The organism is Acinetobacter sp. NEB149 (assembly GCF_012516415.1).
Classification (GTDB): domain Bacteria; phylum Pseudomonadota; class Gammaproteobacteria; order Pseudomonadales; family Moraxellaceae; genus Acinetobacter; species Acinetobacter lwoffii_V.
Map to the genome: position 1 here is coordinate 1744684 of NZ_CP051208.1, position 25641 is coordinate 1770324.

The 25641-nt window shown below is 43.0% G+C and carries 24 protein-coding genes, 1 pseudogene and 1 riboswitch; of the genes and pseudogenes, 11 read left to right on the forward strand and 14 right to left on the reverse strand.

Annotated elements, in window-relative coordinates:
• The first annotated feature begins 9 nt into the window (after window positions 1–9).
• Window positions 10–1038 (forward strand): transposase, encoded by a 1029-nt coding sequence (locus HGD77_RS08290; RefSeq protein WP_080591915.1) that lies wholly within the window; start codon window positions 10–12, stop codon window positions 1036–1038.
• A 15-nt stretch (window positions 1039–1053) separates the two neighbouring features.
• Here the strand turns inward: HGD77_RS08290 and HGD77_RS08295 are convergent.
• The 5 genes and pseudogenes from HGD77_RS08295 to HGD77_RS08315 form a co-directional block, all read right to left on the reverse strand.
• A pseudogene (locus HGD77_RS08295) lies at window positions 1054–1329 on the reverse strand (fatty acid desaturase); the annotation flags it as partial.
• Window positions 1330–1738: 409 nt separating this feature from the next.
• Window positions 1739–2482: an SDR family oxidoreductase gene (locus tag HGD77_RS08300; protein ID WP_004280440.1), complete on the reverse strand. Its 744-nt coding sequence runs from the start codon at window positions 2480–2482 to the stop codon at window positions 1739–1741.
• 52 nt (window positions 2483–2534) lie between these two features.
• The gene (locus HGD77_RS08305) at window positions 2535–3233 is read right to left on the reverse strand and encodes a histidine phosphatase family protein (protein WP_004731175.1); all 699 of its coding nucleotides are present in this window, start codon (window positions 3231–3233) and stop codon (window positions 2535–2537) included.
• Window positions 3230–4351 (reverse strand): phosphotransferase family protein, encoded by a 1122-nt coding sequence (locus HGD77_RS08310; RefSeq protein WP_004731178.1) that lies wholly within the window; start codon window positions 4349–4351, stop codon window positions 3230–3232. Before HGD77_RS08310 ends, HGD77_RS08305 begins: the two co-directional genes overlap by 4 nt.
• 52 nt (window positions 4352–4403) lie before the next feature.
• Window positions 4404–5645 carry an acyl-CoA dehydrogenase family protein gene (locus HGD77_RS08315; RefSeq protein ID WP_129717140.1) on the reverse strand — a complete coding sequence of 414 codons (1242 nt, stop codon included), beginning with the start codon at window positions 5643–5645 and terminating at the stop codon, window positions 4404–4406.
• A 95-nt stretch (window positions 5646–5740) separates the two neighbouring features.
• Between HGD77_RS08315 and HGD77_RS08320 the strand changes: the two genes are divergently transcribed.
• Both HGD77_RS08320 and HGD77_RS08325 read left to right on the forward strand, forming a co-directional pair.
• Window positions 5741–6658: a LysR family transcriptional regulator gene (locus tag HGD77_RS08320; RefSeq protein WP_004731182.1), complete on the forward strand. Its 918-nt coding sequence runs from the start codon at window positions 5741–5743 to the stop codon at window positions 6656–6658.
• A 168-nt stretch (window positions 6659–6826) separates the two neighbouring features.
• The gene (locus HGD77_RS08325; protein WP_129717142.1) at window positions 6827–7438 is read left to right on the forward strand and encodes a thermonuclease family protein; all 612 of its coding nucleotides are present in this window, start codon (window positions 6827–6829) and stop codon (window positions 7436–7438) included.
• 90 nt (window positions 7439–7528) lie between these two features.
• On the opposite strand, the gene HGD77_RS08330 is transcribed toward HGD77_RS08325, so the two are convergent.
• From HGD77_RS08330 to HGD77_RS08340, 3 genes are read right to left on the reverse strand one after another with little or no spacing between them, the layout of a single operon-like run.
• Window positions 7529–7636 carry a hypothetical protein gene (locus HGD77_RS08330; protein ID WP_004647088.1) on the reverse strand — a complete coding sequence of 36 codons (108 nt, stop codon included), beginning with the start codon at window positions 7634–7636 and terminating at the stop codon, window positions 7529–7531.
• 9 nt (window positions 7637–7645) lie between these two features.
• Window positions 7646–8650 (reverse strand): cytochrome d ubiquinol oxidase subunit II, encoded by a 1005-nt coding sequence (gene cydB, locus HGD77_RS08335; RefSeq protein ID WP_004280450.1) that lies wholly within the window; start codon window positions 8648–8650, stop codon window positions 7646–7648.
• Window positions 8647–10092, reverse strand: coding sequence for a cytochrome ubiquinol oxidase subunit I (locus HGD77_RS08340; RefSeq protein ID WP_004731186.1), 1446 nt, complete (start codon window positions 10090–10092; stop codon window positions 8647–8649). Before HGD77_RS08340 ends, cydB begins: the two co-directional genes overlap by 4 nt.
• A gap of 265 nt (window positions 10093–10357) precedes the next feature.
• Here HGD77_RS08340 and HGD77_RS08345 point away from each other — a divergent pair, with 265 nt between their 5' ends.
• A complete protein-coding gene (locus tag HGD77_RS08345; RefSeq protein WP_004280452.1) occupies window positions 10358–10801 on the forward strand; it encodes a MarR family winged helix-turn-helix transcriptional regulator in 444 nt (147 codons plus the stop codon).
• Window positions 10798–12000 carry an MFS transporter gene (locus tag HGD77_RS08350; protein WP_004731189.1) on the forward strand — a complete coding sequence of 401 codons (1203 nt, stop codon included), beginning with the start codon at window positions 10798–10800 and terminating at the stop codon, window positions 11998–12000. Before HGD77_RS08345 ends, HGD77_RS08350 begins: the two co-directional genes overlap by 4 nt.
• Window positions 12001–12006: 6 nt before the next feature.
• Here the strand turns inward: HGD77_RS08350 and HGD77_RS08355 are convergent, their stop codons facing one another.
• Window positions 12007–12987 carry a GlxA family transcriptional regulator gene (locus HGD77_RS08355; protein ID WP_004731191.1) on the reverse strand — a complete coding sequence of 327 codons (981 nt, stop codon included), beginning with the start codon at window positions 12985–12987 and terminating at the stop codon, window positions 12007–12009.
• Between the two features lie 78 nt (window positions 12988–13065).
• Here HGD77_RS08355 and HGD77_RS08360 point away from each other — a divergent pair, with 78 nt between their 5' ends.
• Window positions 13066–14889: an acyl-CoA dehydrogenase gene (locus HGD77_RS08360; protein WP_004731193.1), complete on the forward strand. Its 1824-nt coding sequence runs from the start codon at window positions 13066–13068 to the stop codon at window positions 14887–14889.
• Window positions 14890–14943: 54 nt separating this feature from the next.
• On the opposite strand, the gene HGD77_RS08365 is transcribed toward HGD77_RS08360, so the two are convergent.
• Complete coding sequence (locus tag HGD77_RS08365) at window positions 14944–16158, reverse strand: alkane 1-monooxygenase (protein WP_004280457.1); 1215 nt, start codon at window positions 16156–16158, stop codon at window positions 14944–14946.
• A gap of 188 nt (window positions 16159–16346) precedes the next feature.
• Here HGD77_RS08365 and HGD77_RS08370 point away from each other — a divergent pair, with 188 nt between their 5' ends.
• The gene (locus tag HGD77_RS08370; RefSeq protein WP_004280459.1) at window positions 16347–17297 is read left to right on the forward strand and encodes an AraC family transcriptional regulator; all 951 of its coding nucleotides are present in this window, start codon (window positions 16347–16349) and stop codon (window positions 17295–17297) included.
• 2 nt (window positions 17298–17299) lie between these two features.
• Here HGD77_RS08370 and lpxB read toward each other — a convergent pair whose 3' ends face one another.
• On the reverse strand, window positions 17300–18472 hold the full coding sequence (lpxB, locus tag HGD77_RS08375) for a lipid-A-disaccharide synthase (RefSeq protein ID WP_004280460.1): 1173 nt from the start codon (window positions 18470–18472) through the stop codon (window positions 17300–17302).
• A 387-nt stretch (window positions 18473–18859) separates the two neighbouring features.
• On the opposite strand from lpxB, the gene HGD77_RS08380 reads away from it, so the two are divergent.
• The 3 genes from HGD77_RS08380 (at window position 18860) to HGD77_RS08390 (ending at window position 21558) form a co-directional block, all read left to right on the forward strand.
• Window positions 18860–19750, forward strand: a complete 891-nt coding sequence (locus HGD77_RS08380; RefSeq protein ID WP_004731195.1) for a sulfite exporter TauE/SafE family protein — start codon at window positions 18860–18862, stop codon at window positions 19748–19750.
• A gap of 127 nt (window positions 19751–19877) precedes the next feature.
• A complete protein-coding gene (locus tag HGD77_RS08385) occupies window positions 19878–20969 on the forward strand; it encodes a 3-deoxy-7-phosphoheptulonate synthase (RefSeq protein ID WP_174893669.1) in 1092 nt (363 codons plus the stop codon).
• A 64-nt stretch (window positions 20970–21033) separates the two neighbouring features.
• Window positions 21034–21558, forward strand: a complete 525-nt coding sequence (locus HGD77_RS08390) for a protein tyrosine phosphatase family protein (protein WP_004280464.1) — start codon at window positions 21034–21036, stop codon at window positions 21556–21558.
• Window positions 21559–21560: 2 nt separating this feature from the next.
• Here the strand turns inward: HGD77_RS08390 and ispF are convergent, their stop codons facing one another.
• Entirely contained in the window at window positions 21561–22049 is a 489-nt protein-coding gene (ispF, locus tag HGD77_RS08395; protein ID WP_004731199.1) for a 2-C-methyl-D-erythritol 2,4-cyclodiphosphate synthase, read from the reverse strand.
• Window positions 22050–22149: 100 nt separating this feature from the next.
• Between ispF and HGD77_RS08400 the strand changes: the two genes are divergently transcribed.
• Window positions 22150–22803 carry a hypothetical protein gene (locus tag HGD77_RS08400; RefSeq protein ID WP_004731201.1) on the forward strand — a complete coding sequence of 218 codons (654 nt, stop codon included), beginning with the start codon at window positions 22150–22152 and terminating at the stop codon, window positions 22801–22803.
• Between the two features lie 82 nt (window positions 22804–22885).
• Here the strand turns inward: HGD77_RS08400 and HGD77_RS08405 are convergent, their stop codons facing one another.
• Together HGD77_RS08405 and HGD77_RS08410 are read right to left on the reverse strand one after the other, a co-directional pair.
• Window positions 22886–24130: a D-amino acid dehydrogenase gene (locus HGD77_RS08405; RefSeq protein WP_004731203.1), complete on the reverse strand. Its 1245-nt coding sequence runs from the start codon at window positions 24128–24130 to the stop codon at window positions 22886–22888.
• A gap of 135 nt (window positions 24131–24265) precedes the next feature.
• Window positions 24266–24353, reverse strand: a riboswitch (glycine riboswitch).
• A 313-nt stretch (window positions 24354–24666) separates the two neighbouring features.
• Window positions 24667–25575, reverse strand: coding sequence for an AEC family transporter (locus tag HGD77_RS08410; RefSeq protein WP_004647100.1), 909 nt, complete (start codon window positions 25573–25575; stop codon window positions 24667–24669).
• Between the last annotated feature and the right edge of the window lie 66 nt (window positions 25576–25641).

Consider the following 25641-nt stretch of genomic DNA (forward strand, 5'->3'; position numbering starts at 1 on the left):
AAAGTATCTGTGATCAGACGAACTAAACATGCTTCTACAGCAACTTGTACATTACCCATTTATATGGGCTTTCTCATGACAGAACCGAACTCTATTAGCTGCACACAACTTGCCGAGACTTATAATATCTCGCATGATAGTGTAAATCGCTTTCTAGAGCGTGAAGACTACACACCTCACGACCTATATCAAGAAGCAATTCAACATATTGATAATAATAAACTTATAGTCAGTATTGATGATACTGTTTTAGATAAACCATATAGTCAACATATGGACTTGGTTAGCTATTTTTGGTCAGGCAAACACCACCGATCCGTCAAGGGGATTAATCTCATTACCTTGTATGCGACAGATCAGAATGGTCAAAATATTCCAATTAATTTCCGAATTTATGACAAATCTGAGGGTAAAACCAAGAATGATTACTTTATGGATATGTTAAGTGAAGTACTTAGTTGGGGTGCAAAGATTCAATTTATTACAGGTGATAGTTGGTATTCATCGACTGCAAATCTAAAAACCATAAGAAAACATGGTATTCGATTTATGTTTGGTATCGACTGTAACCGTAAGGTTTCCCCTGAAAAAGGACAATGGTTTCAACTGCGTTTATTGCCGAATTTCCATCAGGGTCAAGTGGTCTGGCTCAAAGATTTTGGCTTTGTACAATTATTTAAGACTCAGTTAAAAGAACAGCAGAGGTTTTATATTGTGTATCAAGATGAAGATGATTTATTGTCCTTTGAGGGTTTTCATGAATTACATTCAAGTCATTGGAAAATAGAACAATATCACCGAGTGATTAAACAGGTTTGTCATATTGAAAAGTTTCAAGTAAGACGGTCTAAACTGATTTTGAATCATATTTTTTCAGCCTTAATGGCCTACGTTGAGATACAAAAGAACCAGTTTGAGGGGATCTTTGAAAATGTATATCGTTGGCAGAAGAAATTATTTAGACCAATGATCAAAAACTTCATTGATGACTTTATTCTCGATAAAAATCATCTGCTACCACAGAGAGTCTATAAATAACAGTGCGTAAGTCCTATACATATAATGAATCAGGTCATGTTCCAATTCATGGGTCAATGACGCAAAAATCGCAATCAAGGGAATGGTAAACCATGCTGAGAGATAACCTGTTCCATATGCTACCGCGCATGCAATCATGCCTGCCCAGGCAAAGCCTAAAATACTCGCACCGATAAAGTTCTGATGTTTGAGTATGGGATAACGAGCACGCACCTCTTCCCCGGCCTGGGTAACGATACTTCTGACCTTGGAGATTCGCTGCTGGTCAGTCATATCCGCAGATGTAGACATATGGACAACCTTTAATTTCTGGACGGTTGTACATTAAAGGAAATTCTAAAAAAGAGAAGTTATCTTTCCACTTTTAGAGTGAGTATGTCTAAGTTTTGGACAGTTTGGAAAAGTTCTTAAAATTGGCGAAAATTAGGAAAAGTTAAAGAGGGTCTTTCTCATGAAATGAAAATTTAAAAGTAATTGATTTAATTGCAAATTCATCAATAAAATAAAAATATAATTTTTGATAATTTAAAACTTTATTTTAATAATCAATATATTAGGATTTATAAGATTTCGCTTTTTTGTAAATTCAAGCTATACATTTTTTAGAAAAAAATACTGATTCAGAAATTTTTCTCAGTTTGTCATAAAAAATAAAAAGAGAAGCGCTCTAGCTTCTCTTTTTATAGATCTAAGAGCGCTTTTAACCTAACTTGTTCACCAGTTTAAGTGGTAATACTTTCATGGCTAGACCGAGTGGCAACCAAGGCCATTTCGGCACATAAGCCTTAACTGGTGCTTTTTCAATTTCTGCTGCCAATAAACGCGAACCAGTTTTTTCATCTACTTCAAAAGGTAGCTTTTTTGCCCCTTCATTAATTTCAGTACGAATATATCCTGGGAAAATGGTGGTCACTTTTATTGGCGTATCGATCAATTCAGCTCGAATGCCTTCCGCTAAATGAGCCACGCCGGCCTTACTTGCACCATAAGCCGTTAAATGTTTTGGCATACCGCGCATTGCACTCATAGATGAAATCATCACCAGATGGCCAGAGTTTTGGGCGCGGAAGATTTCAACTGCAGCTTCACATTGTGCTAATGCCGAAATAAAGTTGGTTTCAACCGTGGCTTTGTTAATGGCGAAATTACCTTTACCGATTCGACGGCCCTCACCGACACCAGCATTCACAATAACTCGGTCAATGGTGCCAAAGTCTTCTTTAAAAGCACGAAACACTTCAAACACTTGATCGTAATCGGTGACATCTAGTGTTTTGGCAATGACTTTGATGCCATATTGGCTTTCCAGTTCCTGCTTTAAGATTTCCAGACGCTCCAAACGACGTGCACAAATCGCCAGGTTATAGCCTTTTTTTGCAAATTCACGTGCCATACCGGCGCCAATCCCTGAACTTGCACCGGTAATTAAAATTGTTTTAGCCATGTATTTACCCTATTCCTTTATTTTTCTAAACTGTCACGATTCCAATATCTTCTTAAATCCAGGTCAATAAGTCTGGACGCTGTGCTTTAATAAAATGATGTTCATTTAAACTGAGTAGTTGCGGTTCATTACCCACTAGACGCAGTGTCGTGATACTGGTATTGGTAATCGCCCAATTTAGGGCAAAGGTTTTCTCCGCGCTCAGCCCTAAAATTTTACCCACTGCAACAGAAATCACACCACCTGAGGTATAGACCACTGCATAGCGCGGACGGCTTTTGGACAACTGGTCACACAGATTTTCTAAGCCGCTTTCCACGCGTGCTTTGAAACTTGGCCAAGATTCATCATATTCATGGTGATAATCATCGCCAGTCCAGCGTGCAATTGCACCGCTAAAAATCTTGCTCAGATAATCCCGTGGATTTTCATGTTCTGATACATCCTGTTTCAGCAATTCAGGCTGATTAAAGCGCGGCTCATAACGGGCGAATACCTGCTGATGATTAAATTCATTCCAGGCACTATCGGTCAGAATCTCACTTTCCGGAAAACATTTGTCCAGTGATAATTGCGCTGTCTGTTGATGGCGTTGCATGGAACCAGCCACCACATAAGGCGCTTCTTTCAGGATTTCGTCAAAATAGCGACCCAAAAGCTTTGCCTGTAACTCGCCGTTGGGCGAAAGTTGATCGTAACTTTCTGCGCCAAAAGAGGCCTGGCCATGCCGGATCAAGTAAATGGTTGTCATTTTGGCATTATCTCTTTAAATTTAAGCACATACTTTTGTGCAATCTCATTGGCTTCCAGTTTTTGCTTGCCAATCAGTTTTAAGGCACGAATATGCAAGGCATGAATCACCACCCAAAAATCCTTGAACGCTGGATTATTAGTCTGTTTATGGTAATAACGATAATAGATCTGCTGGGCAATCACCGCGAGACGGAAAATTCCGAACACCTCATAAAACGCCCAGTTTTCCGGTTGCAGGCCGGTTTTTCCCAAGTAGTAATCCACCACTTCTTTACGGGTAAACATACCTTTTAGATTGGTCGGCTGGCGGCGTGTTGCCTTAAAGATGGCATTGTCAGTATCTTCCACCCAATAGGCTAAAGCAGAACCTAGGTCCATGAGCGGATCGCCGAGTGTCGCCATTTCCCAGTCCAGTACGCCAATCACTTCAGTCGGATTTTCCGGATTTAAGATGACATTATCAAAACGCCAGTCATTATGAATCACACAGGTTTTAGAATCTGAAGGAATATTATCTTTAAGCCAGTTGCGCACATATTTAAACGATGGAACATTTAAAGTTTTAGCCTTTTCATAACGTACATCCCAGCCTTCGACCTGGCGGCGACAATAGCCTTCACCCTTACCGAGATTTTCAAGTTCAGTTCCTTGATAAGGCACCTGATGCAATTCGATCAGTTTATCAATCACATTGATACATAAAGTCCGGATATCGGATTCAGTAAGCTGCAGCTCAGCTGGCATTTTGGCGCGAGGAATAATTCCTTCAAGCCGTTTCATCACATAGAAATCACAACCAATCACTGATTCATCCTGACAAAGCGCGACCATTTCAGGCACGACGGGATAATGTTCAGCCAAGGCTTTCTGCACATGATATTCACGTGCCATATCATGTGCAGATTTGGCTTTGGTACCTTGTGGCGGACGACGTAAAATTAAATCGGCATTGGCATACTGTAAACGGTAGGTCCAGTTTGAAGCTCCGCCTGAATATTGGGTCACTTGCACAGGGCCTTCAACATTCACATTTTGCTGAATTAACCAATTGGTGATGGCTTGTACATCCAGTTCTTCACCTGCACGAACTGCTCCACCTACATCAATAACCGCCATAATTTTTCCTTAAAATTTTTTAATACGTTGCAATTTTCTAGTTAAAGCCAGCTTATTTTTTGCGACGAGTATTGTAGCCACGTTTTGCCAGTTCCAGTTTGGCAATCATGCCCTTATGCACTTCGTCCGGGCCATCAGCCAAACGCAAGGCACGTGCCTGAGCAAAAAATCCGGTTAATGGTGTATCCCGAGAAACACCGGCACCGCCGTGGATCTGGATGGCCATATCAACAACTTTTTCCAGCACACTTGGCGCAACGACTTTAATTGCAGAAATTTCAGTCAGTGCTGCCATATTCCCTAAAGTATCCATTTTATAGGCGGCATACAAGGTCAAAAGACGTGCCTGATCAATCGCAACCCGTGCTTCCGCGACACGCTCCAGGTTGCCACCGAGTTTTAAAATCTCTTTGCCAAATGCGCTACGGCTCATACCACGGTCAATCATCAACTCTAAGGATTTTTCCGCAGCACCAATACAGCGCATGCAATGATGAATACGGCCTGGTCCTAAACGACCTTGAGCAATTTCAAAACCCTGACCGGCGCCACCAATAAAATTCGCTACCGGAACGCGGACATTTTCAAAACTGACTTCGCCGTGGCCATGTGGTGCATCGTAGTCACCAAACACTGGCAGCATACGTTCAATTTTTACCCCTGCGGTATTTACCGGAACTAGAACCATCGAATGCTGATGATGACGGTCTTTTGTTTCATCTGGAGTATGTGCCATAAAAATAATGATTTTGGCGTTAGGATCGCCCAGACCTGATGACCACCATTTACGGCCATTCAAAACAATCTCATTACCTTCCACCATCGCCGTTGCCTGCATATTGGTGGCATCACTGGATGCAACTGCAGGTTCAGTCATACAAAAGACTGAACGGATTTTTCCTTCTAAAAGTGGCATCAGCCATTCTTGTTTTTGTTCTTCAGAACCATAACGCCACAATACTTCCATATTGCCGCTATCTGGCGCATTACAGTTAAATACGACTGGTGCAATCAGGCTACGACCTGAAAGTTCGGCAATATGTGCATATTCCTGAACTGATAAACCTTGGCCACGTTCAGGACAAGGGAGAAACATATTCCAGAGGCCAGCTGCCTTGGCTTTGGCTTTTAAGCTTTCCAGTTCTGCTGGCCATTGCCATTTGGTCCAGTCACCGCCTTGATTCAACTCATGAACCTGCTGCCAGAAATCAGCTTCAACTGGTTCAATTTCCTCAGCAATAAATTTTTTGGTTCTATTTAAATAATCTTGTGCACGTGCTGAAAGCTCAAACATCTCTTTTATCCCTGTAAATATTCTAATTCATACGCTTTACAACACCTTAACCCAAAACCTATTATGAATAAAATGATTTTAACCCATACAATATTATGCATAATATTCATTCCAAAACAGTCATGGACCTGCGAAATTTTCATCGTATCGACATTAACCTTTATCCGCTTTTTATGGCAATTTATGAGCAGAATAGTATTTCTAAAGCTGCACAGATTTTATCAGTTAGCCAGTCTGCTGCCAGTCATGCTCTGCAACGTTTAAGACAGCATTTACAAGATGATTTATTTGTACGTACTGGTAGCAAAATGCAGCCTACGCCGTTTGCGGAACAGATCTATCCTGAGCTGAAGAATGCACTTTTTTCGATTCAAAATATTTCAATACAGCATCAGCAGTTCAGACCAGAAATGATTCAGAGTTTGAAAATTGCCGTTCATGATGAAATTGAGCCAATGATCTTTCCCAGACTCGTTCAGCACTTTCAGCAACTCAATCTGGAAATTCAACTTAGCAGCATGAAGCTGGACCGTAAAAATATAGCAGCAGACCTCGCCTCTCAACAGATTGATTTTGTCATAGATCTGGAACAAAACATTGCTGAAAAAATCCAGTTTGAACGCCTGGTGCAAGATGAATTTGTAGTGTGTACACAATTAACAGAAATGAATGAGCAGATTTATCTTGCCTCGCCTCATATTGGCGTGTCATCACGCCGTACTGGTGTTTTGGTTGAAGATATTTATTTAAGTCGGAAACAATATTCACGAAAGATTTTTTTACGCTGTCAGCATTACTCAACTGCTCTGCAAATTCTGGAGCAGCAAAAGACAGCCATGCTGACTATTCCTAAAAATGTATTGACGCATTTACAATTGGCTACCAGTCTAAATATTTTTGAAGTCCCTGTGGAACTGCCGAAAATTAATATGGGGATGTATTGGCATAAGGATTTGCAAGAGAATAAGAGACATCAATTTTTGAGAGGTGAAATTTATAAAATTTTTGCTTAGGCTATTTATAAAGGAATGCAAGTTTGCTTAGGCTATTTTTATATAAGTTTAGATGGTTGCAGATTCATCTTTTCGCCAGAAAAATATACTTAGGCTATTTTAGCTGGTACAAAACTAAACACTGAGTGATTAGCTTTTAATCCGTAGATCTACTGGCTTGGCTCTAAAATGGCTCGACTTTTAGCTGTGATTTTACAGCTGGTTTTGCTGATTTGGATCTTGCCTTTGTTAAATCTCTCCATCACCTGGCAAATTGTGCTGGGCTTAGTATTGCTATGTTTTTCTTATTATCTGCTGCATAAAATTACAGTTTATTTAAAAGATGTTTTCCGCCCTTTTAAGAAAGGCAAAAAATACTGGTGCCGTGTAAAAGCCGTAAGTGATGGTGATACCCTCACCTGCTACCGTTTTAACGTCCGTCGCTCTGAAACCAAATTGCGCTTTGCCTTCGTTGATGCTCCTGAATCATCGCAAGCCTATGGTAAAGAATCGCAGCGTCTGGTCAAAAGCATGGTGAATAATAAAATGGTTCGGGTCAAGATTACCGATATTGACCGTTATGGCCGCTGTGTCGGTGTGGTCTACCGCTATCGCAAAAATATTAATGAAGAGATTGTCAAACGTGGTGCAGCGTGGGTCTATGAAGAATATATCAAGGATAAAAACCATTTACGCTATATGATGGAACTACAAAATAAAGCCAAGAAACAGAAAAAAGGCCTTTGGAAAAGCAGCCGTCCTGTACGTCCAAGTGTTTATCGTAAACAGGTAAAATCGTAAATTTGGTTTTATCAAATATAAATTGCAAATAATAAAAAGTGATCAGGACATTCAGATCACTTTTCTTTCACTCATTTTGGTTTTACCGATTTAATAAGCCAAATGCACCAGAAAGCGGAATGCGCCAGCAATCAGGGCCAGCGTTAAAAATCCTGCCAGCCATAATCCTACAAACCATAATGCCTGTTTGCCTTTCATACACGCTCCTTAATGATAGCCATCATCGCCGACCCTGACCTTATGCCGGAACACCCAATAGGACATACCGGTATAAATCACAATAATTGGAATCAGGATCAAGGCGCCAATCAAGGCAAATAGCTGGCTATTTTCATGCGCTGCTGCCTGCCAGATAGTCACGCTCGGCGGGATAATATATGGCCATAGACTGATCAAGAATCCAGTATAAGCGAGGAAAACCAGAACCAGCATATAGGTAAATGGACCTAATTCACTGCGTCTTTTGCAGGCACGTAAGGCCAGCCAGGTAAATAGCAGAACCAGAACTGGAACTGGCATAAAATAGGTAAATTGTGGCTGACTAAACCAGCGTTCGGCAATCTGTGGATGGGTCAACGGCGTATAAATACTGACAGCACCCAATATGATCAGCAAGGCCATAATCAGCTTAGGCATCAGTTTAAACATTCGATCCTGTAAGTCATCTCCGGTTTTATAAATCAGCCAGCCACAGCCTAATGCCGCATAGAGCACCACCACACTGATTCCGGTAAAGATACTGAATGGAGTGAGCCAGTCCAGACCACCCCCAACATAGACACCATTTCGGGTTTCAATCCCCTGAATATAGGCCCCTAAAATCATGCCTTGCAGGAAACTGGTAATCGCAGAACCACCGATAAAGGCTTTATCCCACCAATGCTTACTGCGGTTTGCCTTGAAGCGGAACTCAAAAGCTACGCCACGGAAAATCAGAGCAATCACCATCAGAATAATTGGCATATACAGCGCCGAGAGTACGGTCGAGTAAGCGAGTGGAAAAGCTGCAAATAACCCTGCACCGCCCAAAACCATCCAGGTTTCATTGCCATCCCAGACCGGAGCCACGGTATTCATCATGACATCACGTTCATCTTGATGCGGGAAAAAAGGAAACAAGATGCCGATGCCCAGATCGAAACCATCGAGAATGGTATAAATCAATACACCCAAACCAATAATCACAATCCAGATTAATGATAAATCAATCATTTTTTGTCCTCCTGATCCGGTTGTTCAGGAACTTCTTCGATACGTTCGCGAATACTACTTAATGGTCGACGCGAGGCCTGAACTACATCGCTATCTGATTCATGATCTGGTCGGGTATGAATAAACTCTGGACCTTTGTGCATCAGGCGCAACATGTAGTAAATTCCGATACCAAATACCACACAGTAGACAACTACAAAAATAATCAGGGTCAGCCCCACCTGTTCAGCGGAAACCGGAGACAATGCATCCTTGGTTCGCATGATGCCGTAGACTACCCAAGGCTGACGGCCGACTTCTGTGGTAAACCATCCCGCAAGCATGGCAATAAATCCGGAAGGTCCCATAATCAGGGCAAATCGGTGCAATGCACGGGACTCATAAAAGCGACCACGGGTACGTGCCCACGCTCCCCATAACGCCAGTAACAGCATCAATACGCCGAGTCCGACCATAATCCGGAAGCTCCAGAACACCACCAGCGAATTCGGCCGGTCTTCAGGCGCAAAGTCTTTAAGTCCTGTAACCTTTCCATCCATCGAGTGGGTTAGAATCAGGCTACCCAAGTTGGGAATTGCGACTGCATATTTGGTTTCTTCGGCCTCCATATCTGGAATACCAAAGAGATATAAGGGCATGCCTTCGTCATGATTGGTTTCCCAGTGCCCTTCCATGGCTGCAAGTTTGGCTGGCTGATGTTCAAGGGTATTAATACCGTGCATATCACCGACGATGACCTGTAAGGGCGCGAGTACCAGAAGCAGCCACATCGCCATGGAAAATGAAGTCTTGACCAGTGCATCACGACGGCCTTTGATGAGGTGCCATGCGGCTGTAGCAGCGACCAGTAAGGCGGAAACCAGAAAGGCAGCCATGGCCATATGGGCCAGACGATAAGGGAAAGATGGGTTAAACACGATAGCAAGCCAGTCTTGCGGAACAATCAGGCCATTTTCAATCGCAAAGCCTTGTGGGGTCTGCATCCAGCTATTGGACGATAGAATCCAGAACATGGAAATACAGGTGCCTATCGCAACCATCAAGGTCGAGAAAAAGTGCGCCTTTGGTCCCACTCGCCCCCAGCCAAATAACATGATGCCCAGAAAGCCCGCTTCCAGAAAGAAAGCGGTGAGTACTTCATAGGCCAATAAAGGCCCAGTCACACTGCCTGCAACCCGGGAAAACTCACTCCAGTTGGTTCCAAACTGGTAGCTCATGACCACACCAGAGACGACACCCATCCCGAATGCCACAGCGAAAATTTTCACCCAGAATTTGAATAGATCCTGAAAAATCGGATTTTGGGTTTTGAGCCAGCGCCATTCCAGAATGGCCAGAAAGCTGGCCAAGCCAATAGAAATTGCCGGAAAAATGATATGAAAAGATACAGTAAAGGCGAACTGTATTCGTGCTAACTCTAATGCAGTTAAACCCAGAGTCATAAGCTTCACCTATGCATTGTTATTTGGCATCTTTGCCCTTCAATTTTTAAGTCATGAATTTTTCTAGTGACATGGCTAGCTTAGGCGTGGCTGTTATAAAAAGTATGTAGTCTTTTGTTGATTATTTTTTAATCAGGTTAAACTATGTAACTCTTGCTGATAAAGAAAATATTACTCTGAATAATTTTTAAAACTCTCCTCTTGAGCTTTAGATAAAACAGGCGTAAATTAGGCCTAAATTTAGTTACCCAGGTTAACTAACCATATGTTTTCCGAATCTCCCCGACTTCGTACGCTGTTATTACGCTGCGCACGACTGATGAGCGATGAGATCAATACGATCTTGTTGTCATCTCAATTAAATTATTCCTTATGGCAGGTGTTATACGTCATCCAGTCAAAGCAACAATGCACGCTGGCAGATATTTCCAGTTATCTCAATGTATCCAAGCCCGGTATTACTAAGCGGATTCAGCAACTGGTTGAACTCGATCTGATTGCCCAACTCGAAACTGAAGACAAACGTCAAAAGCTGTTCAAGTTGAGTGAGCAAGGAATTGAGACCTTTGCGATGTGTTCCAAACAGATCGATGCATTTGAAGATCAGTTGCTTGAGCACGTTGAATCAGATGATCTTGAAGGCAGTAAAAATACCTTGATGCAACTCATTCAGCAGTTATATCCCTCATCTCAGGACAGACCTCAATGAGCCAAGAACAAGAAGCGCCTTTATGGACGCCCAATTTTATCCTGATCAGTCTGGTGAATTTCCAGCTGGTTCTGGTGTTCTACTTACTGGTGATTGTGATTGTCGGCTACTCAGTGGCTGAGCTAGGGGCTTCGACTGCACAAGCCGGTCTGGTATCAGGTCTGTTTATTGTCGGCACCCTATTCGGACGCTTATTGATCGGAAAATTACTGAATCGTCTGGGCCTAAAAAATACGCTTGTCATTGGCCTGACTGGTTTCCTACTCTTTTCCGGACTGTATATGATTCCGGCCAAGCTGGAAGTTTTACTAGGCATCCGTCTGATACATGGCTTTATGATGGGTATGGCTTCTACTGTACTGGGTACAGTGATTGCACAGACCATTCCTGCCACACGACGTGGTGAAGGAATTGGATATTTCAGCATGAGCAGCACCCTCGGCACAGCGATTGGTCCCTTTGCCGGAATCTGGCTGATGACAAATTTTAATTATCAGGTAATTTTCATCTTTACCAGTATCGTTGCGCTCAGCTGCCTGATTTGTGGCTTGTTCATCCAGCCACCACGCCTTAAGGCAGGTCATTCGTCAGCAGCCTCTACTTCGCAAAGCACCAGCAAACTGGCTCAGTATATTGAACCGAATGCGCTACCGATTGCACTGATTGTACTGCTGGTGGCTACTTCTTATTCAGGCATATTGTCGTTTATTCACTTTTATGCCAAAGACATTAATCTGGTCGAAGCAGCATCTTTTTTCTTCCTGATGTATGCTTTTGCCATTTTGCTTTCGCGTCCTTTTACCGGCCCGCTCATGGACCGTAAAGGTGAAAATATCATTATCTATCCTGCCATTGTGATTATGGCATTAGGGATTTTGCTTTTAAGCCAAGCACAAAACTCTGTGATGTTACTCTCTAGTGCAGCGTTACTCGGTTTTGGTTTTGGGAATATCCAGTCGGTGTGTCAAACCATTGCGGTGAAAAGTACAACATTGCAGCGTATGGGTCTAGCAACCTCAACCTTCTTTATTGCCCTGGATGCCGGTCTTGGTTTTGGCCCGTATTTCCTGGGTATGCTGCTGGACCAGATTGGTTATCGCCAGCTTTATCTGTTCTCGGCGCTGCTCACCCTGAGCTGCGTGGTCTGGTATTACCTTCTGCATGGCCGTAAAGCAGGAAAAGTACAGCCTTCTCATTAAAATCTTTTAAAAGCGCCGGCTAAACCGGCGCCGGTATTCCAACGGCGTCAGACCAGCTTTTTTATGAAATAAACGGCGGAATGAACTTGGATCCTGATAGCCAACATTTTGCATGATCACATCCACAGCTTGATCGGTTTCTTCCAGTCGTTTACGTGCGGCTTCAATCCGGATCGCTTGTAGATACTGATTGGGTGGTATGTCTAAGGCTTGTTTAAAACGACGGATCAGAGTGCGAGTGGTGACATTAAAGCGTTCTGCCAACTCATTCACAGTAAAATCTTCATGAAAATGCTGCTCTAGCCAGTTCTGGATTTTCTGCACCAGTTCATCATGGTGCGGCTGGCCAATATTCAGCAATGAATAAGACAACTGGCTATCACGGCGGTAATCAATTACAAAAGATTTGGCCGATTGCATGGCCACCTCAAAGCCATAAAAGCGTTCAATCAGATGTAAGCCTAGGTCGAACCAGGCCAGGCCACCACCCGCGCAGTAGATATTCTGATCCCGGCTAATCATCAGATCGGCATTCAGTTTCACCTTAGGATAACGTGAACGGAACATGTCCTGAAAACCCCAATGCGTTGTTGCAACTCGGTCATCTAAAATGCCTGCTTCTGCCAGAAAAAAATTTCCGGTACAGTTTCCTGCAATTAAAGTCGCATCTGCATGTGCAGATTTTAAAAAATGAATCAGTTCTGGATTTTGTTGCAATACATCCTGAATTGGTGCAGCGATGGTCGGTACCACCAGAATATCTGCAGTTTGAATCTCTTGATAAGAAACATGTGCCTGCAACTGCAGCCCATTGATACACCGAATCGGGTGTCCATCCGGACTGGCGATACTCACCTTAAACAGGCGCTGTACATCCTGCTGCTGGATCCGGTTCCAGCTTACGCCAGCCATGGTAAATAAATCGACCACACCCGTAATGGCCGAAGCCAGAGCCCCATGAAAGCCTAAAATCACCACCTGTTGCATACTTTACTAATTGTCACTTTTCACCCGATTCATGTCATTATTGACAATCCTCCTCAATAAAAGCAACTGCTAGTCTTGATGCTATCTCAAGGATTGCACATTCAGGACAGTACCGTGACCCAACTGATTAATGATAAAGATCTGCATTTCCAGCTTTATGACGTATTCAAACTTGAAGCGCTGACTAAACTGCAACGCTATCAGGATCATGACAAAAATACTTTCGACAGTATTCTGGAAACGGCAAAAGGTATCGCGACTGATTATTTTGCGCCGCATAATGCCAAAGCTGATCAACAAGAACCGAACTTTGATGGCAAACAGGTCAAAACCATTGATGAAGTGAAGACAGCCTGGCAACAGTTTGCCGATGCCGGCCTGCTTTGCGCCCAGCATGATTATGCAGATGGTGGCATGCAACTGCCCACTTTGGTGAATATGGCCTGCAATGCTTATTTTATGTCGGCCAATCCGTCCACCGTGGCTTATTCTTTTCTAACGGCCGCTGCGGCGAACCTGATACAGGCTTTTGCCTCCCCAAAACAAAAGCAAATATTCCTACCGCATATGTTGAGTGGCCGCTTTGCTGGCACCATGGCCATGACAGAGCCGAATGTAGGTTCCTCTTTGGGCGATCTGAACACTAAAGCCATTCCTCAGGCAGATGGAATTTATAAAATTAAAGGCCAGAAAATGTTTATTTCGGGTGGCGATCAGGACATTACCGAAAATATTGTGCATCTGGTCTTGGCGCGGATTCAGGATGCGCCGCAAGGCGTGAAAGGAATTTCCCTGTTTATCGTACCAAAATTCAAAACCAACGAGGATGGTTCACTCGGTGAAGCTAATGATGTACAGCTGGCTGGCTTACTACACAAAATGGGCTATCGAGGTACTACATCTACAGTTTTAAGCTTTGGAGAAAATGATAATTGCTTAGGCTATTTAATTGGTGAACCCGGTCATGGCTTAAAATATATGTTCAAGATGATGAATGAAGCACGTGTGGGTGTCGGTCTAGGCGCAGCCATGATTGGTTATCGTGGCTATCTGGAATCTCTGGATTATGCTAAAAACCGTCCGCAAGGCCGGCCAGTTCATGAAAAAACACCTGACTCGAAACCAGTAAATATCATTGAACATACCGATGTCAAACGCATGCTACTGGCGCAAAAGTCATATGTAGAAGGTTCGCTGGCACTTTGCTTATTTGCAGCCCGATTAATTGATGAACTTCAGGCAGCTCAAGATGAAGATAGTGCAATTCTGCTTGATCTCATCACCCCGGTGGTCAAATCTTTCCCTTCTGCCTATGGTCCGAAAGCCAATGATCTGGCTATTCAGGTCCTGGGCGGCGCGGGTTATACGCGTGAATATCCGGTGGAGCAATGTTACCGTGATAACCGGCTCAATCCGATTCATGAAGGAACTTACGGCATTCAATCTCTGGATCTGCTGGGACGTAAACTCTGGCAGCATAATGGCAAAGGGCTCAATCTGCTCATGCAGCGCATCCAGAAGACCTTGTCAGAGATTCATGAACCTAAGATAGTGGAACTCGCAAAGATCTATAAACAGCATCTTGCCACTGTGCAAAAGACTACACAGATTTTAGGCCAGGCCTTGCATCAAGGCAAAGTCAGCGAAGCTTTGGCCAATTCAGGCCTGTATCTGGATATGATGGGTAAGACCATCCTAGCCTGGCTATGGCTGGAAATGGCGAATCAGGCTCAACTCAAGTTTGGCACATCTTCGCAGGCAGAAGATCAGACTTTTCTGGCAGGGAAAATTCAGGCAGCTCAATATTTTATTCGCTGGGAACTCCCTGAAATTGAACATCAGGCCAAATTACTGATGCATCTGGATGATACTTGCCTGAATATGCAAGCCGACTGGTTCTAGGCAGAATTAATCAAAAAATGCGCCTTTATCGGCGCATTTTTATTTTGTAATTCATTAAGCTGTAGAGTTATTTACACCAAATTTTTTAAATAGCTTGGCACGCTTGGAAGGCAAGATATTAGCCTTACTTAAATCGCCCTGATAGTGCTGATATACCCGCTGATCCATGATTTTGTACCATAAAGGTGGAATCAAGGCTGGAATCAGCATAGTTGCATAACCGCTGGGTAATTCTGGCGCTTCATCAAAATGCCGCAACGCCTGAAATGGACGGCTTGGAAAAGCATGATGATCAGAATGGCGTTGTAACTGATACAAAAACAGATTAGTTACGATATTGTTGTTATTCCAGCTATGTTCCGGCAAGGTTCGCTCATAACTGCCATCCGCTTTCTGTCCACGTTTCAGTCCGTAGTGCTCGATATAATTCACAATCTCAAACAGGCTAACGCCATAAAATGCCTGTGTCAGTGTATAAGGAATAATTTTCTTGCCATACGCCTTTAGCATCAAGGCATGATAGCCGGCACTCATGGCCCAACCATGAAACAGCTCATTTTCCTGATTAAAGAATTTCAGTCCCTTACGCTCGAGCCGTCTTTTTTCAATCTGGATTGCAGATTTTAATCCGCCTATTACGGTACGTGGCCAGAAACGGTAAAAAGATTCACCCATTTTTGAAGATGCCGGATCTTCTGGTGTCGCCACCCGTTTATGGTGTCCATAAGGATGTTCGATCCGGAAATGGTTATAGCCCAAAGGCATCAGGCTGGCATGAGACCAGTAATGGTCTTTTTTCTGTGGACGATGACTGAGTTCATGTGCGGTATTCACCCCCACACCATTAATCGCACCCATAGAAACTCCAAGCAGTACCTGATCCAGCAAAGACACATTTGGCCGGCTTACGACATAACCGGCAAAGGCATTGGCTGCCATTTGCAAGGGAATAAATGCTTTTACAATGCGGTCATAATAAGGATCGTTAACCAGTGCCTTGATCTGCTCATCATTTGGGTTATTGGCATCATCGCCAATCAGGGCATCCAGAGTCGGAATGATTACGTGCAGTAATAATAGTCCGCCCATGGCAAAGACTTTTTTAGTCGCTTTGGGACCAAAATGATAACCGGCCAGAATTCCCATTCCGATCACAGGCAGACCTGGGCTGAGCAACCAGCCAAAACGTTTTTTATCCAGCTTGACACCTTTTAGTGCCGACGCTTCCTGCGTAAACTGCGCTTTCTGGATTTGTGCAGGGGCATTCATTGCGACCTTCCTTTTTTATGTTACTCTGCACTTATAGTTGATTATTTCAGCAGTAGCGAACAGTATTCAACGTCCAGAAAAGCTATGTCAGCGTCTTTGGCACATGCTGCCAAATTCTGGCCTAAAATCACAAAGTTAAAAAATTTATAGTCAATTAAATGAAATAAAACAGAAGAATAGAGTTAGGCATGGATGCTTTAAGTAAAATTTTTGATGATATTCATCTGGAAAAATCGGAATATCTTTATCTGAATGTATTTCATCCGGGCGGCTTTGACTATCAACATGAACCCTTTATGCTGGCCTATATCCTGTTACAAGGACAGGCGCAATTAAAGTTTATGAATGGTGATCGGCTGGAGCTGCAACAAGGTGATCTGGTGCTATTACCCGCAGGTTCCTCCCATCATGTTTCCTGCCCAGACAATGCCGATTTTTCTGAGCACCATGCGATTAATCCTTATTTTCAGAGCAATGCACAGCAATGTGTTGATCTCAATCGGGAAAATTCGGCGGAGCATAGTTTCATACTGGCTATTCGTTCTAGCTTGGATATCCAGATGGCCAAACCTCTTTTGAGTGCATTACCTAAATACCTGCATATTCAACATATTCTGGGTGATACGGCGCCAGAATGGTTACAGGTTGGCTTGCAGTTTCTGGCACTGGAAACCCAGCAGCTTCGTCCCGGACGTGACAAGATTCTGGATCATCTGGTCAGTATTTTACTGATTGAATGCGTACGTGATTATATTTTAAACCTGGAAAATGCCTCGAGCTGGCTGAATGCTTTTTCGCATCCGGAACTATCCAATGCACTGGCGGCGATTCATGGCAAACCTGAACAGTCTTGGACTGTAGAAAGTCTGGCCGAACAATGTCATATGTCACGTTCTAAATTCGCCCAGTTGTTTACCCAGATTGTCGGTGAACCGCCCCTTGCCTATCTGCAACAGCACCGCCTGCGCCTCGCCGCGCAATATTTGAGAAATAGTGGATTTGGTATCCAGCAGATCGCTTATCTGGTTGGTTATTCATCCGAGACGGCGTTTAGGCAAAGTTTTAAAAAACAGTTTGAACAGACGCCGACCCAATACCGGCTGAATTGTCAGAAGAACCAGTCTTTATTACCAGACTAAAATTACTGGACTAATGCCAATACTGCTGTGACCGGATCTTCGCTATTGCCAGAAAGTAGCTGCTTGTGCATGGTGATATGCTGCATAACCTGAATCTGCGCTGCTTCAATATCCATCAGTTTTTCAATTTCAGCTGCCAGATTTTCAGGTGTAGCAGCGGATTGGATGAGTTCTTGAATCACTTTTTTGCCAGCAATTATATTTGGTAATGAAAAATATGGGATTTTTACCAGTAATTTGGCAATTCGATAGGTCAGCCAGTGCAATTTATAAAAAGTCACCATCGGACGGTGCAGCAACATCGCTTCAAGCGTTGCAGTTCCAGACGCCAGTGCAATAATATTGGATGCATTCATGACCTGACGGCCAATTTTGGATTCAGCGCTGGTATTTTCCATCAAGCGAATTTGGGTTTTTAAGCTCTCAGGATAAGTGGCCAGTAAACTTTCGATTTGCTGCTTGCGTGCATCATTAATCGCAGGAATCAGAAAGGTATAATCCGGATATTTGTGATGCAGAATATTAGCTGCATCCAGAACCAAAGGTCCCAAACGCTCAATCTCGCCACGGCGGCTTCCCGGTAATAATGCAATATATTTCTGATCTGGGTCTAGGCCTAATTCTGTCTGAGCCTCCAGAATTGGATTTTCAAGCGGCAATTGGCTAGCGAGCGGATGTCCGACAAAAGCTGCAGGAACATCCCATTTTTTAAAGAACGCTTTTTCAAATGGAAACAGGCACAGCACCAGATCAATACTGGCTTTAATGCCATGTATACGGCCTTGACGCCATGCCCAGACCGAAGGACTGACGTATTGCACGGTTTTAATCGGTAACTGTTTTTGTTTAATGGTTTTTGACAAACGCAGGTTAAAATCAGGCGCATCAATCCCGATAAAAATATCGACCGGATCTTTAGTCCAGGTTTCCACCAGACCATCCCGCACAGCAAACAGTTTTTTAATATCTTTTAAAACTTCGACAATGCCCATCACCGATAAAATATCCATCGGATAATAGCTTTTAAAGCCTTCAGCGATCATTTGTGGCCCACCGATACCTTCAAATTCAGCATCAATGCCTTGCTCACTAAAACGGCGAATCAATTTTGCGCCAAGCGTATCTCCAGAAACTTCACCGACCACGATTCCAATTTTAAGTTTTCGATTTAGCAAGTGGGTTTCCTCTCAGATCCGCATGGAAATTTATTGAATCGGGATTCTAACATAATCCTATGGCTATTCCGGAAGAAGCTTAAGTATCTTCTAATTTTAAGAAACCCACCGTTTAGAATAACTTAGTCAATAAGGGAGCTTGCATAAAAAGAATTAAATCGACATTTACAGGTACATTCAATTAGACAGAAATGGGGCAAATCGGATAGTTAAAATCAATCATTATATTCGCACTTTATACATAACCCAGTGAATAAACATGAAAGATCACCTAATATTCTTCACCTAGCTTTATCTTTTTTATGCATAAGTAAATCAATAATCAAGACAACGACTTATATCCAAAAGTCATAAGATATGCTCGTTTTTTGATTTTGGCATATATGCATGTTTGGTCCGATTGAATTTATTTTAGCAGGCGTTCTGGTAGGTTTTTGTGTAGGTGTCACCGGTGTCGGTGGCGGTTCATTAATGACGCCAATTCTTATCAGTTTATTCCGGATTGAACCGCATATCGCGATTGGTACTGACCTGCTCTATGCCGCGATTTCTAAATTCTGTGGCTCGTTTGTGCATGCCAAGAAAATGAATATTGTCTGGCCGATTGTGATCTGGCTGGCCGTTGGCAGTATTCCCGCATCTTTTGCAACGCATTGGGTACTCGAGAACTATCTGAGCCAATCGACGCATTACAAAGCCGTCCTGACCATGGTCTTGGGCTTTATGCTGACTATTACCGGCTTATCCATTCTGTTTCGTAGCCAGATCGAAAATCTTTTTAATAAATACAGAAAACAAGAACTACCGGATATGACCCAAGATCTGGAAAAAGTAAAGCTGCAAGCCAAGGAAAAGCGCGTTGCTATCATCATCATGGGCATTATCTTGGGCATATTTGTCACGCTATCTTCAGTGGGTGCCGGTGCATTTGGTATCATGGCACTTGTAGTGATGTTCCCGAATCTGCCGATGATTCGTATTATTGGCTCTGACGTGGTGCACGCGGTATTACTGACACTGGTCGCAGGTCTAGGTCATATGTCTTCAGGCAACGTCGATTTCATGCTGCTCATGTGGTTATTGGTGGGGTCTATTCCGGCGATTATTGTCGGCACTTTACTCAGCTCACGTATGCCGGAAAAACTGATCCGCAAAATTTTAGGCATTACCCTGTTTGCGCTGGGCGTGAATTTCATGATTAATCCTGTGAAATCAAAACCGGCTCAACCTGCTGAAACAGCAATGATAATTGTAAGCCAAAATTCCCCGTCCGTTTAAGTTAACTATCCGATTCATCACTTTTTTTTCAAAGAAGTATTCATCTTTTTTATAACAAAGTGACGCATCATTCATGTTATATTCGGGCTATTAAACAACCTTTTGTATGATCGAACCAGTGACGGCAATGAATACACAACAGTCAAATCCTATTTCAGCATCAGATATTGATGACGTGAATATCCACAGCATGATTCCTCTTGTAACCCCTGCTGAGCTTAAAGCAGAGTTACCGTTGACTGAAACTGCTTATCAAACCGTACTGCATGGTCGTGAAACGATTCGTAAAATTCTGGATGGTGAAGACAAACGCCTGTTCGTTGTAATTGGCCCTTGTTCTATCCATGATCCGGCGGCGGCGCATGAATATGCTGAACGCTTAAAAGTACTGAGCGAAAAAGTTAAAGACAGCTTATACATCGTGATGCGGGTTTATTTTGAAAAACCACGGACTACCGTAGGCTGGAAAGGCCTGATCAATGACCCAGACATGAATGATTCATTCAATATTGAAAAAGGTCTGCGTATCGGTCGCAAGCTATTACTTGAACTGAATGAAATGGGCTTGCCATGTGCCACTGAAGCACTTGATCCAAACTCGCCACAGTATTACCAAGACCTGATTTCATGGTCAGCAATTGGTGCACGTACCACAGAAAGCCAGACGCATCGCGAAATGTCTTCAGGTCTTTCCTCACCAGTCGGCTTTAAAAATGGTACAGACGGCGGTTTAACGGTCGCGACCAATGCAATGCAATCGGTAAAACATGGCCATAGCTTCCTCGGTCTGAATGATCAAGGTCAGGTGGCTGTCATTCGTACTTCAGGTAACCCTTATGCTCACGTGGTACTGCGTGGTGGTAATGGCAAACCGAACTACGATGCAGGCTCGGTTGCCGATGCAGAAGCTGCTCTAGCCAAGGCCAAAGTCAGCACCAAGATCATGATTGATGCCAGCCACGCCAACTCTAACAAAGACCCGTACCTGCAACCACTTGTACTTAAAAACATTTCCGAACAAATTCTTGATGGAAACAAGTCAATTGTTGGTATTATGGTAGAAAGTCATCTTAAGGGTGGTCGTCAGGACATTCCGGCGAACCTGAATGAGATGGAATACGGTCAATCCGTTACGGATGGCTGTATCGACTGGGAAACGACTGAAAAAGTTTTACTCGACATGCATGAGGCATTGAAAGACATTTTACCTAATCGTTAAATGATCTGACCAACGCCATCGCCAAGATGGCGTTTGCATTTCTAGAACAAGGAAAATTTATCTGATGAATGATATTGAAACAGCATTAAGCCAGATTGAGAATTTTCAGTTCATACACGAACATCTGTTTAGCTCTGGTCAACCGACCACTACCCAATTACAGCTGATGAAAGAATACGGTGTATCTACAGTCATCAATGTGGCGCTGACCGATAGCGAACAGTATCTGCCGCATGAAGATAAAATTTGCCTTGAGCTGGGACTGAACTATATTCAGGTTCCGATTTCCTGGGAAACCCCATCAGACAATCAATGCCTGCTGGTACTGGATCTGATCGATCATCTGGTAAAAGAGCAAATGGTCTGGGTACATTGTTCGCAAAACTACCATGTCAGTTGTCTGATGTATTTATATCGTCAGTACTATATGGATATGGATCTGCCTACAGCACAAGAACACTTGCATCAGATCTGGGAACCAAATGAAACCTGGACCGGTTTAATGCATGCGGTTGCCCTACAGCTACAAGGTCGTAAAGCAACGCAGGAACTGGAACTTTCCCTGATTAATCCAAATTATTTTGCCTGATTTTATTTACTGTGGCTCAACAGCACGGTTGCCATGGACATAATGCCTTCCTGACGACCGGTAAAACCTAACTGTTCAGTGGTGGTGGCTTTGATACTGATTTGAGTCACATCAACATCCAAGACATCTGCAATACTTTGACGCATCGCCAGATTGTGCTTAGCCAGTTTTGGACGTTCACAGGCCACGGTAATATCAGCATTATTCAGGTGATAGCCACGATCCAGAATCAGCTGATAGACATCCTTGAGTAGTACCCGGCTATCTGCACCTTTAAACTCAGGATCTGTATCCGGAAAATGCTGGCCAATATCTCCAAGCGCCAATGCACCCAACAAAGCATCACAGAGTGCATGCAGCACCACATCACCATCCGAATGTGCTTTCAGACCTTGAGTATGCGGAATTTGAATGCCTGCCAAAGTGACAAAATCACCTTCTTCAAATGCATGCACATCCAGACCCTGGCCAATACGAATTTGTGCGATCACCTTATACATCCTTTAGAAATAGCCCATTGAAATCTTGTACACTTGCTTTCTATTTCGCTATAGTTAGACCAAGCGTAACACAGTGAAAGTATAAGCGATCATGCTACTGAAAACTGATATAAATATGTTGAAAATAATTGGCCTGATGCTCGGCCTGGGGATGATTTCTACGGGTAGCTCGGCGATCACAATGGACTGTAGCGATTACAGCAAAAAAACGCCTGCCATGAATAAAGTCTGCTCAGCATCGTTGGCTGAATCTCGTGAAAAAATCACAGACCAATACTTTACTGCTTTTCTGATTACTGATGCACCTGTGCGCTTATTGCAAGATAGCCAACAACTATGGGCAACCCGCTTACAGCAATGCAAAACCATAGATTGTTTAAAACAGCAGTTTGAATGGCGTTTAGATGATTTAAATGTCTATATTTCGCTGAATCAAAGTCTGACCCAGCATTATATCAAGTTTGAACAGGGACAAATCGCCAAGCAACCTGTTCATCTCAAGATTCATCAACTGACCAAAGACCGGATCAAGGTTGAAGGTCTTGCCTATCGTAATCCGAATAACCGGGCTGAGAAGCAGATCATTCCTTTTTTAGCCTATACTACGCCTGAGACAAAAAACCAGATTACCGATAACGAAAATGACTGCCGCTATGAATTTAATTATAGTAAAGCCATTTTAGCGGTCAGTAGCCAGCAAAAAGGCTGTGAACGTTTTACCGGTATTTATCGACTATATGATTGATTTATTTTCAAAATATTATAATTTATTGTCATATAAAATGAGATTTTTGGTGTAAAAAATAGCCCGCAAGCGGGCTATCAATTTAAGCTGGATAGTATTGCGCCATTTCCTGACTGATCATTGCGGCCGTTGCAGCTGATAAAGTCCAGCCCAGATGACCATGTCCGGTATTGTAAAAGACTCGCTCATGTTTGCCACGACGTACCACAGGCATCATATTTGGCATCATGGGGCGTAAGCCTGCCCAAGGCAAGACATGCTCAGTACACAGGTCAAAATTACGATTGGTCCAGTCAATTAAAGGTTGAATTCGGTCAGCACGAATATCCCGGTTATAGCCATTAAACTCGGCTGTTCCTGCAACACGCAAACGATCCTTGCCTAGGCGTGACAAGACAATTTTCGCACTTTCATCTAGCAGACTGACCCAAGGTGCGTTGTTCTGGCTCTGCTCATCATTCAGTTGCACGGTAATCGAGTAGCCTTTGACTGGATAGACATTGACTCGTTCACCAAGTATTTCAGCCAATTGATAGCTGCCAACCCCTGCACAGACCACAATGGCATCTGCATTAATTTCCAGAACATCCTCTGGAGAGGAATGGACATTTTCAGTACTAGGTTTGCATTTAACCCGAATATTCTGAGCCTGATGATCAACAACAAAAACATCTTGACCAAACTCAAATTTCACGCCTTTTTGCATACAGGCTTTGGCCAAACCGGTACTAAATTTATGAATATCCCCGGTGGCATCGCTCTGACAGTAAAATCCTGCATAATAATCGCCAGTTAATGCAGGTTCGATCTGCTTGATTTCTGCATTGGAAATGGCATTGCGCTCCAGACCACCGCTACACAACAGATCATTGACTTTGATCGCAACATCATAATCTGTCTTGTTATGATAAAAATGTAAAATGCCGCGTTTTTCCAGATCGAAATCAATATTTTCTGTTTGGGCAATTTCAAACAAACGTGCTCTTGCCAGTAAAGCCAACCGTACAGTTTCTCGGGTATTGGCTTCATAATGTTTGATATTGCCCAGAAATTCCATGAGCCAGCTGTATTTATGCACACTAAAAGAAGGATTGAGTAAAAGTGGTGCAGTTTTTTGTGACATCCATTTGATGCCTTTGAGTACCGTGGCTTTCTGGTTCCAGACTTCGGCATTACAGGCAGACAGCTGGCCGCCATTGGCAAAGGATGTTTCCATTGCCGGATATAGATGCCGATCCACCACGGTCACCTGATAGCCTGATAATGCAAGCTCATAAGCTGTGGTTACTCCGGTAATCCCGGCCCCAATCACCACGACATGATGCATAGACACCTCCTTGATTATATTGATGTCTTTTCCCATCTGTCATGTGTACCTGAGAGCTTCGGTAGATGCATTGCACATCAATGCGGCCACCTTCCCCTTCGGTGAGTGATTCAACACTTCTCTCCAGAGTTTTTATCCATTATCACAGTCCTTTTGCCTGAGAGTTTCCTGGGACCTTGCTCCTTCGGCGAATGCAGAAGCATTTCTCTCCTGCAATAATGTTTTATTATCATGAGCAATTTATATACCATTTTTAGGAAAAACACAGTTTTTATTTATGTTAATTCACGTGAATTTATCCATGATTTTTTCTTAATTAACAGCATACATGTGTAATGAAGGATATTGCCTCGATATTAAATTTTTAGATTTTGCTGCCGTAAGTAAAACCAGTAAGTTCTACCCTTTATAAAATTCTAAGACTTATTTAGTTTTGGCGCTTAAATAGAGTTTCATTATGGCTTAGGCTATTTTAATAATTCAAAGTATATATCATCCAAAGCAAAATTTAGACTTTTATCATGCATTTTAGAGTTTTAAATAATCCAAGAAAGTATCATCAATAAACTGCCTGCTGCGACCACTGTTTGTACACTAATAATACTGGCCATTAACTCGCTATCGCCACCATATACCCGGGTTAAAACATACGAAGCTGAGGCGGTAGGAAGTGCAAAGAACAAGACTAATACCTGAGTAGTTAATGCATCAATCTGGAAAATTTTACACACTAAAAATGCAATCAGCGGCATTCCGAACAGGCGACCAAAGGTCATCAGGCTGAGTGGCAACATATCACGCTGAAAGCCCTGAAACTGTAAGGCAGCGCCCACACACATCAAACCGAGTGGCAAACTGCACAGTGCAATCTGTTTAAGGAACTGCTCTGCTCCAGTCCAGAGTGACAAACCGGAAAGATTAAATAAACCACCGACAATACAGCCCAGAATTAATGGGTTTTTAGCCAAGCCGAGAATAATTTTGGTGAGCTGCATTTCGTGATTACGGGTAAATGCCAGTACCGATAAGACATTCACCAAAGGAATACACAGCACCATGATCACCGCGAAAATAGTCATACCCTGCTGCTGAAATAAGGCACTGACAGCAGCAAGGCCAATATAGGTGTTAAAGCGTAGTAAACCTTGGACATACACGCCGAAACGCGCATAAGATATCTGGTAAATATGACGCAAAATATACAATGCAATACTGACCACAGCCATAATGCTAAATACAACCAGCACCACATCTTCAATGACTGCCATTTGAATCTTGGCAGTGGCCAGATTTAAAAATAGCATCACTGGAAACAGTGCATAATAATTTAACTTTTCTGCGCCTCGCCAGAAATCATCACTCAACCATTGCCTGCGCTTAAGTAAATAGCCAAAGCTGATCAGTCCGATGAGAGGAAATAAAGAAGTTAAAATAATATGCAGCATATGACATCCTGGTCTGTTTTCTGCCTAATCTTAAGTCACTTAGACTGAACAGAAAACTTAGCATGT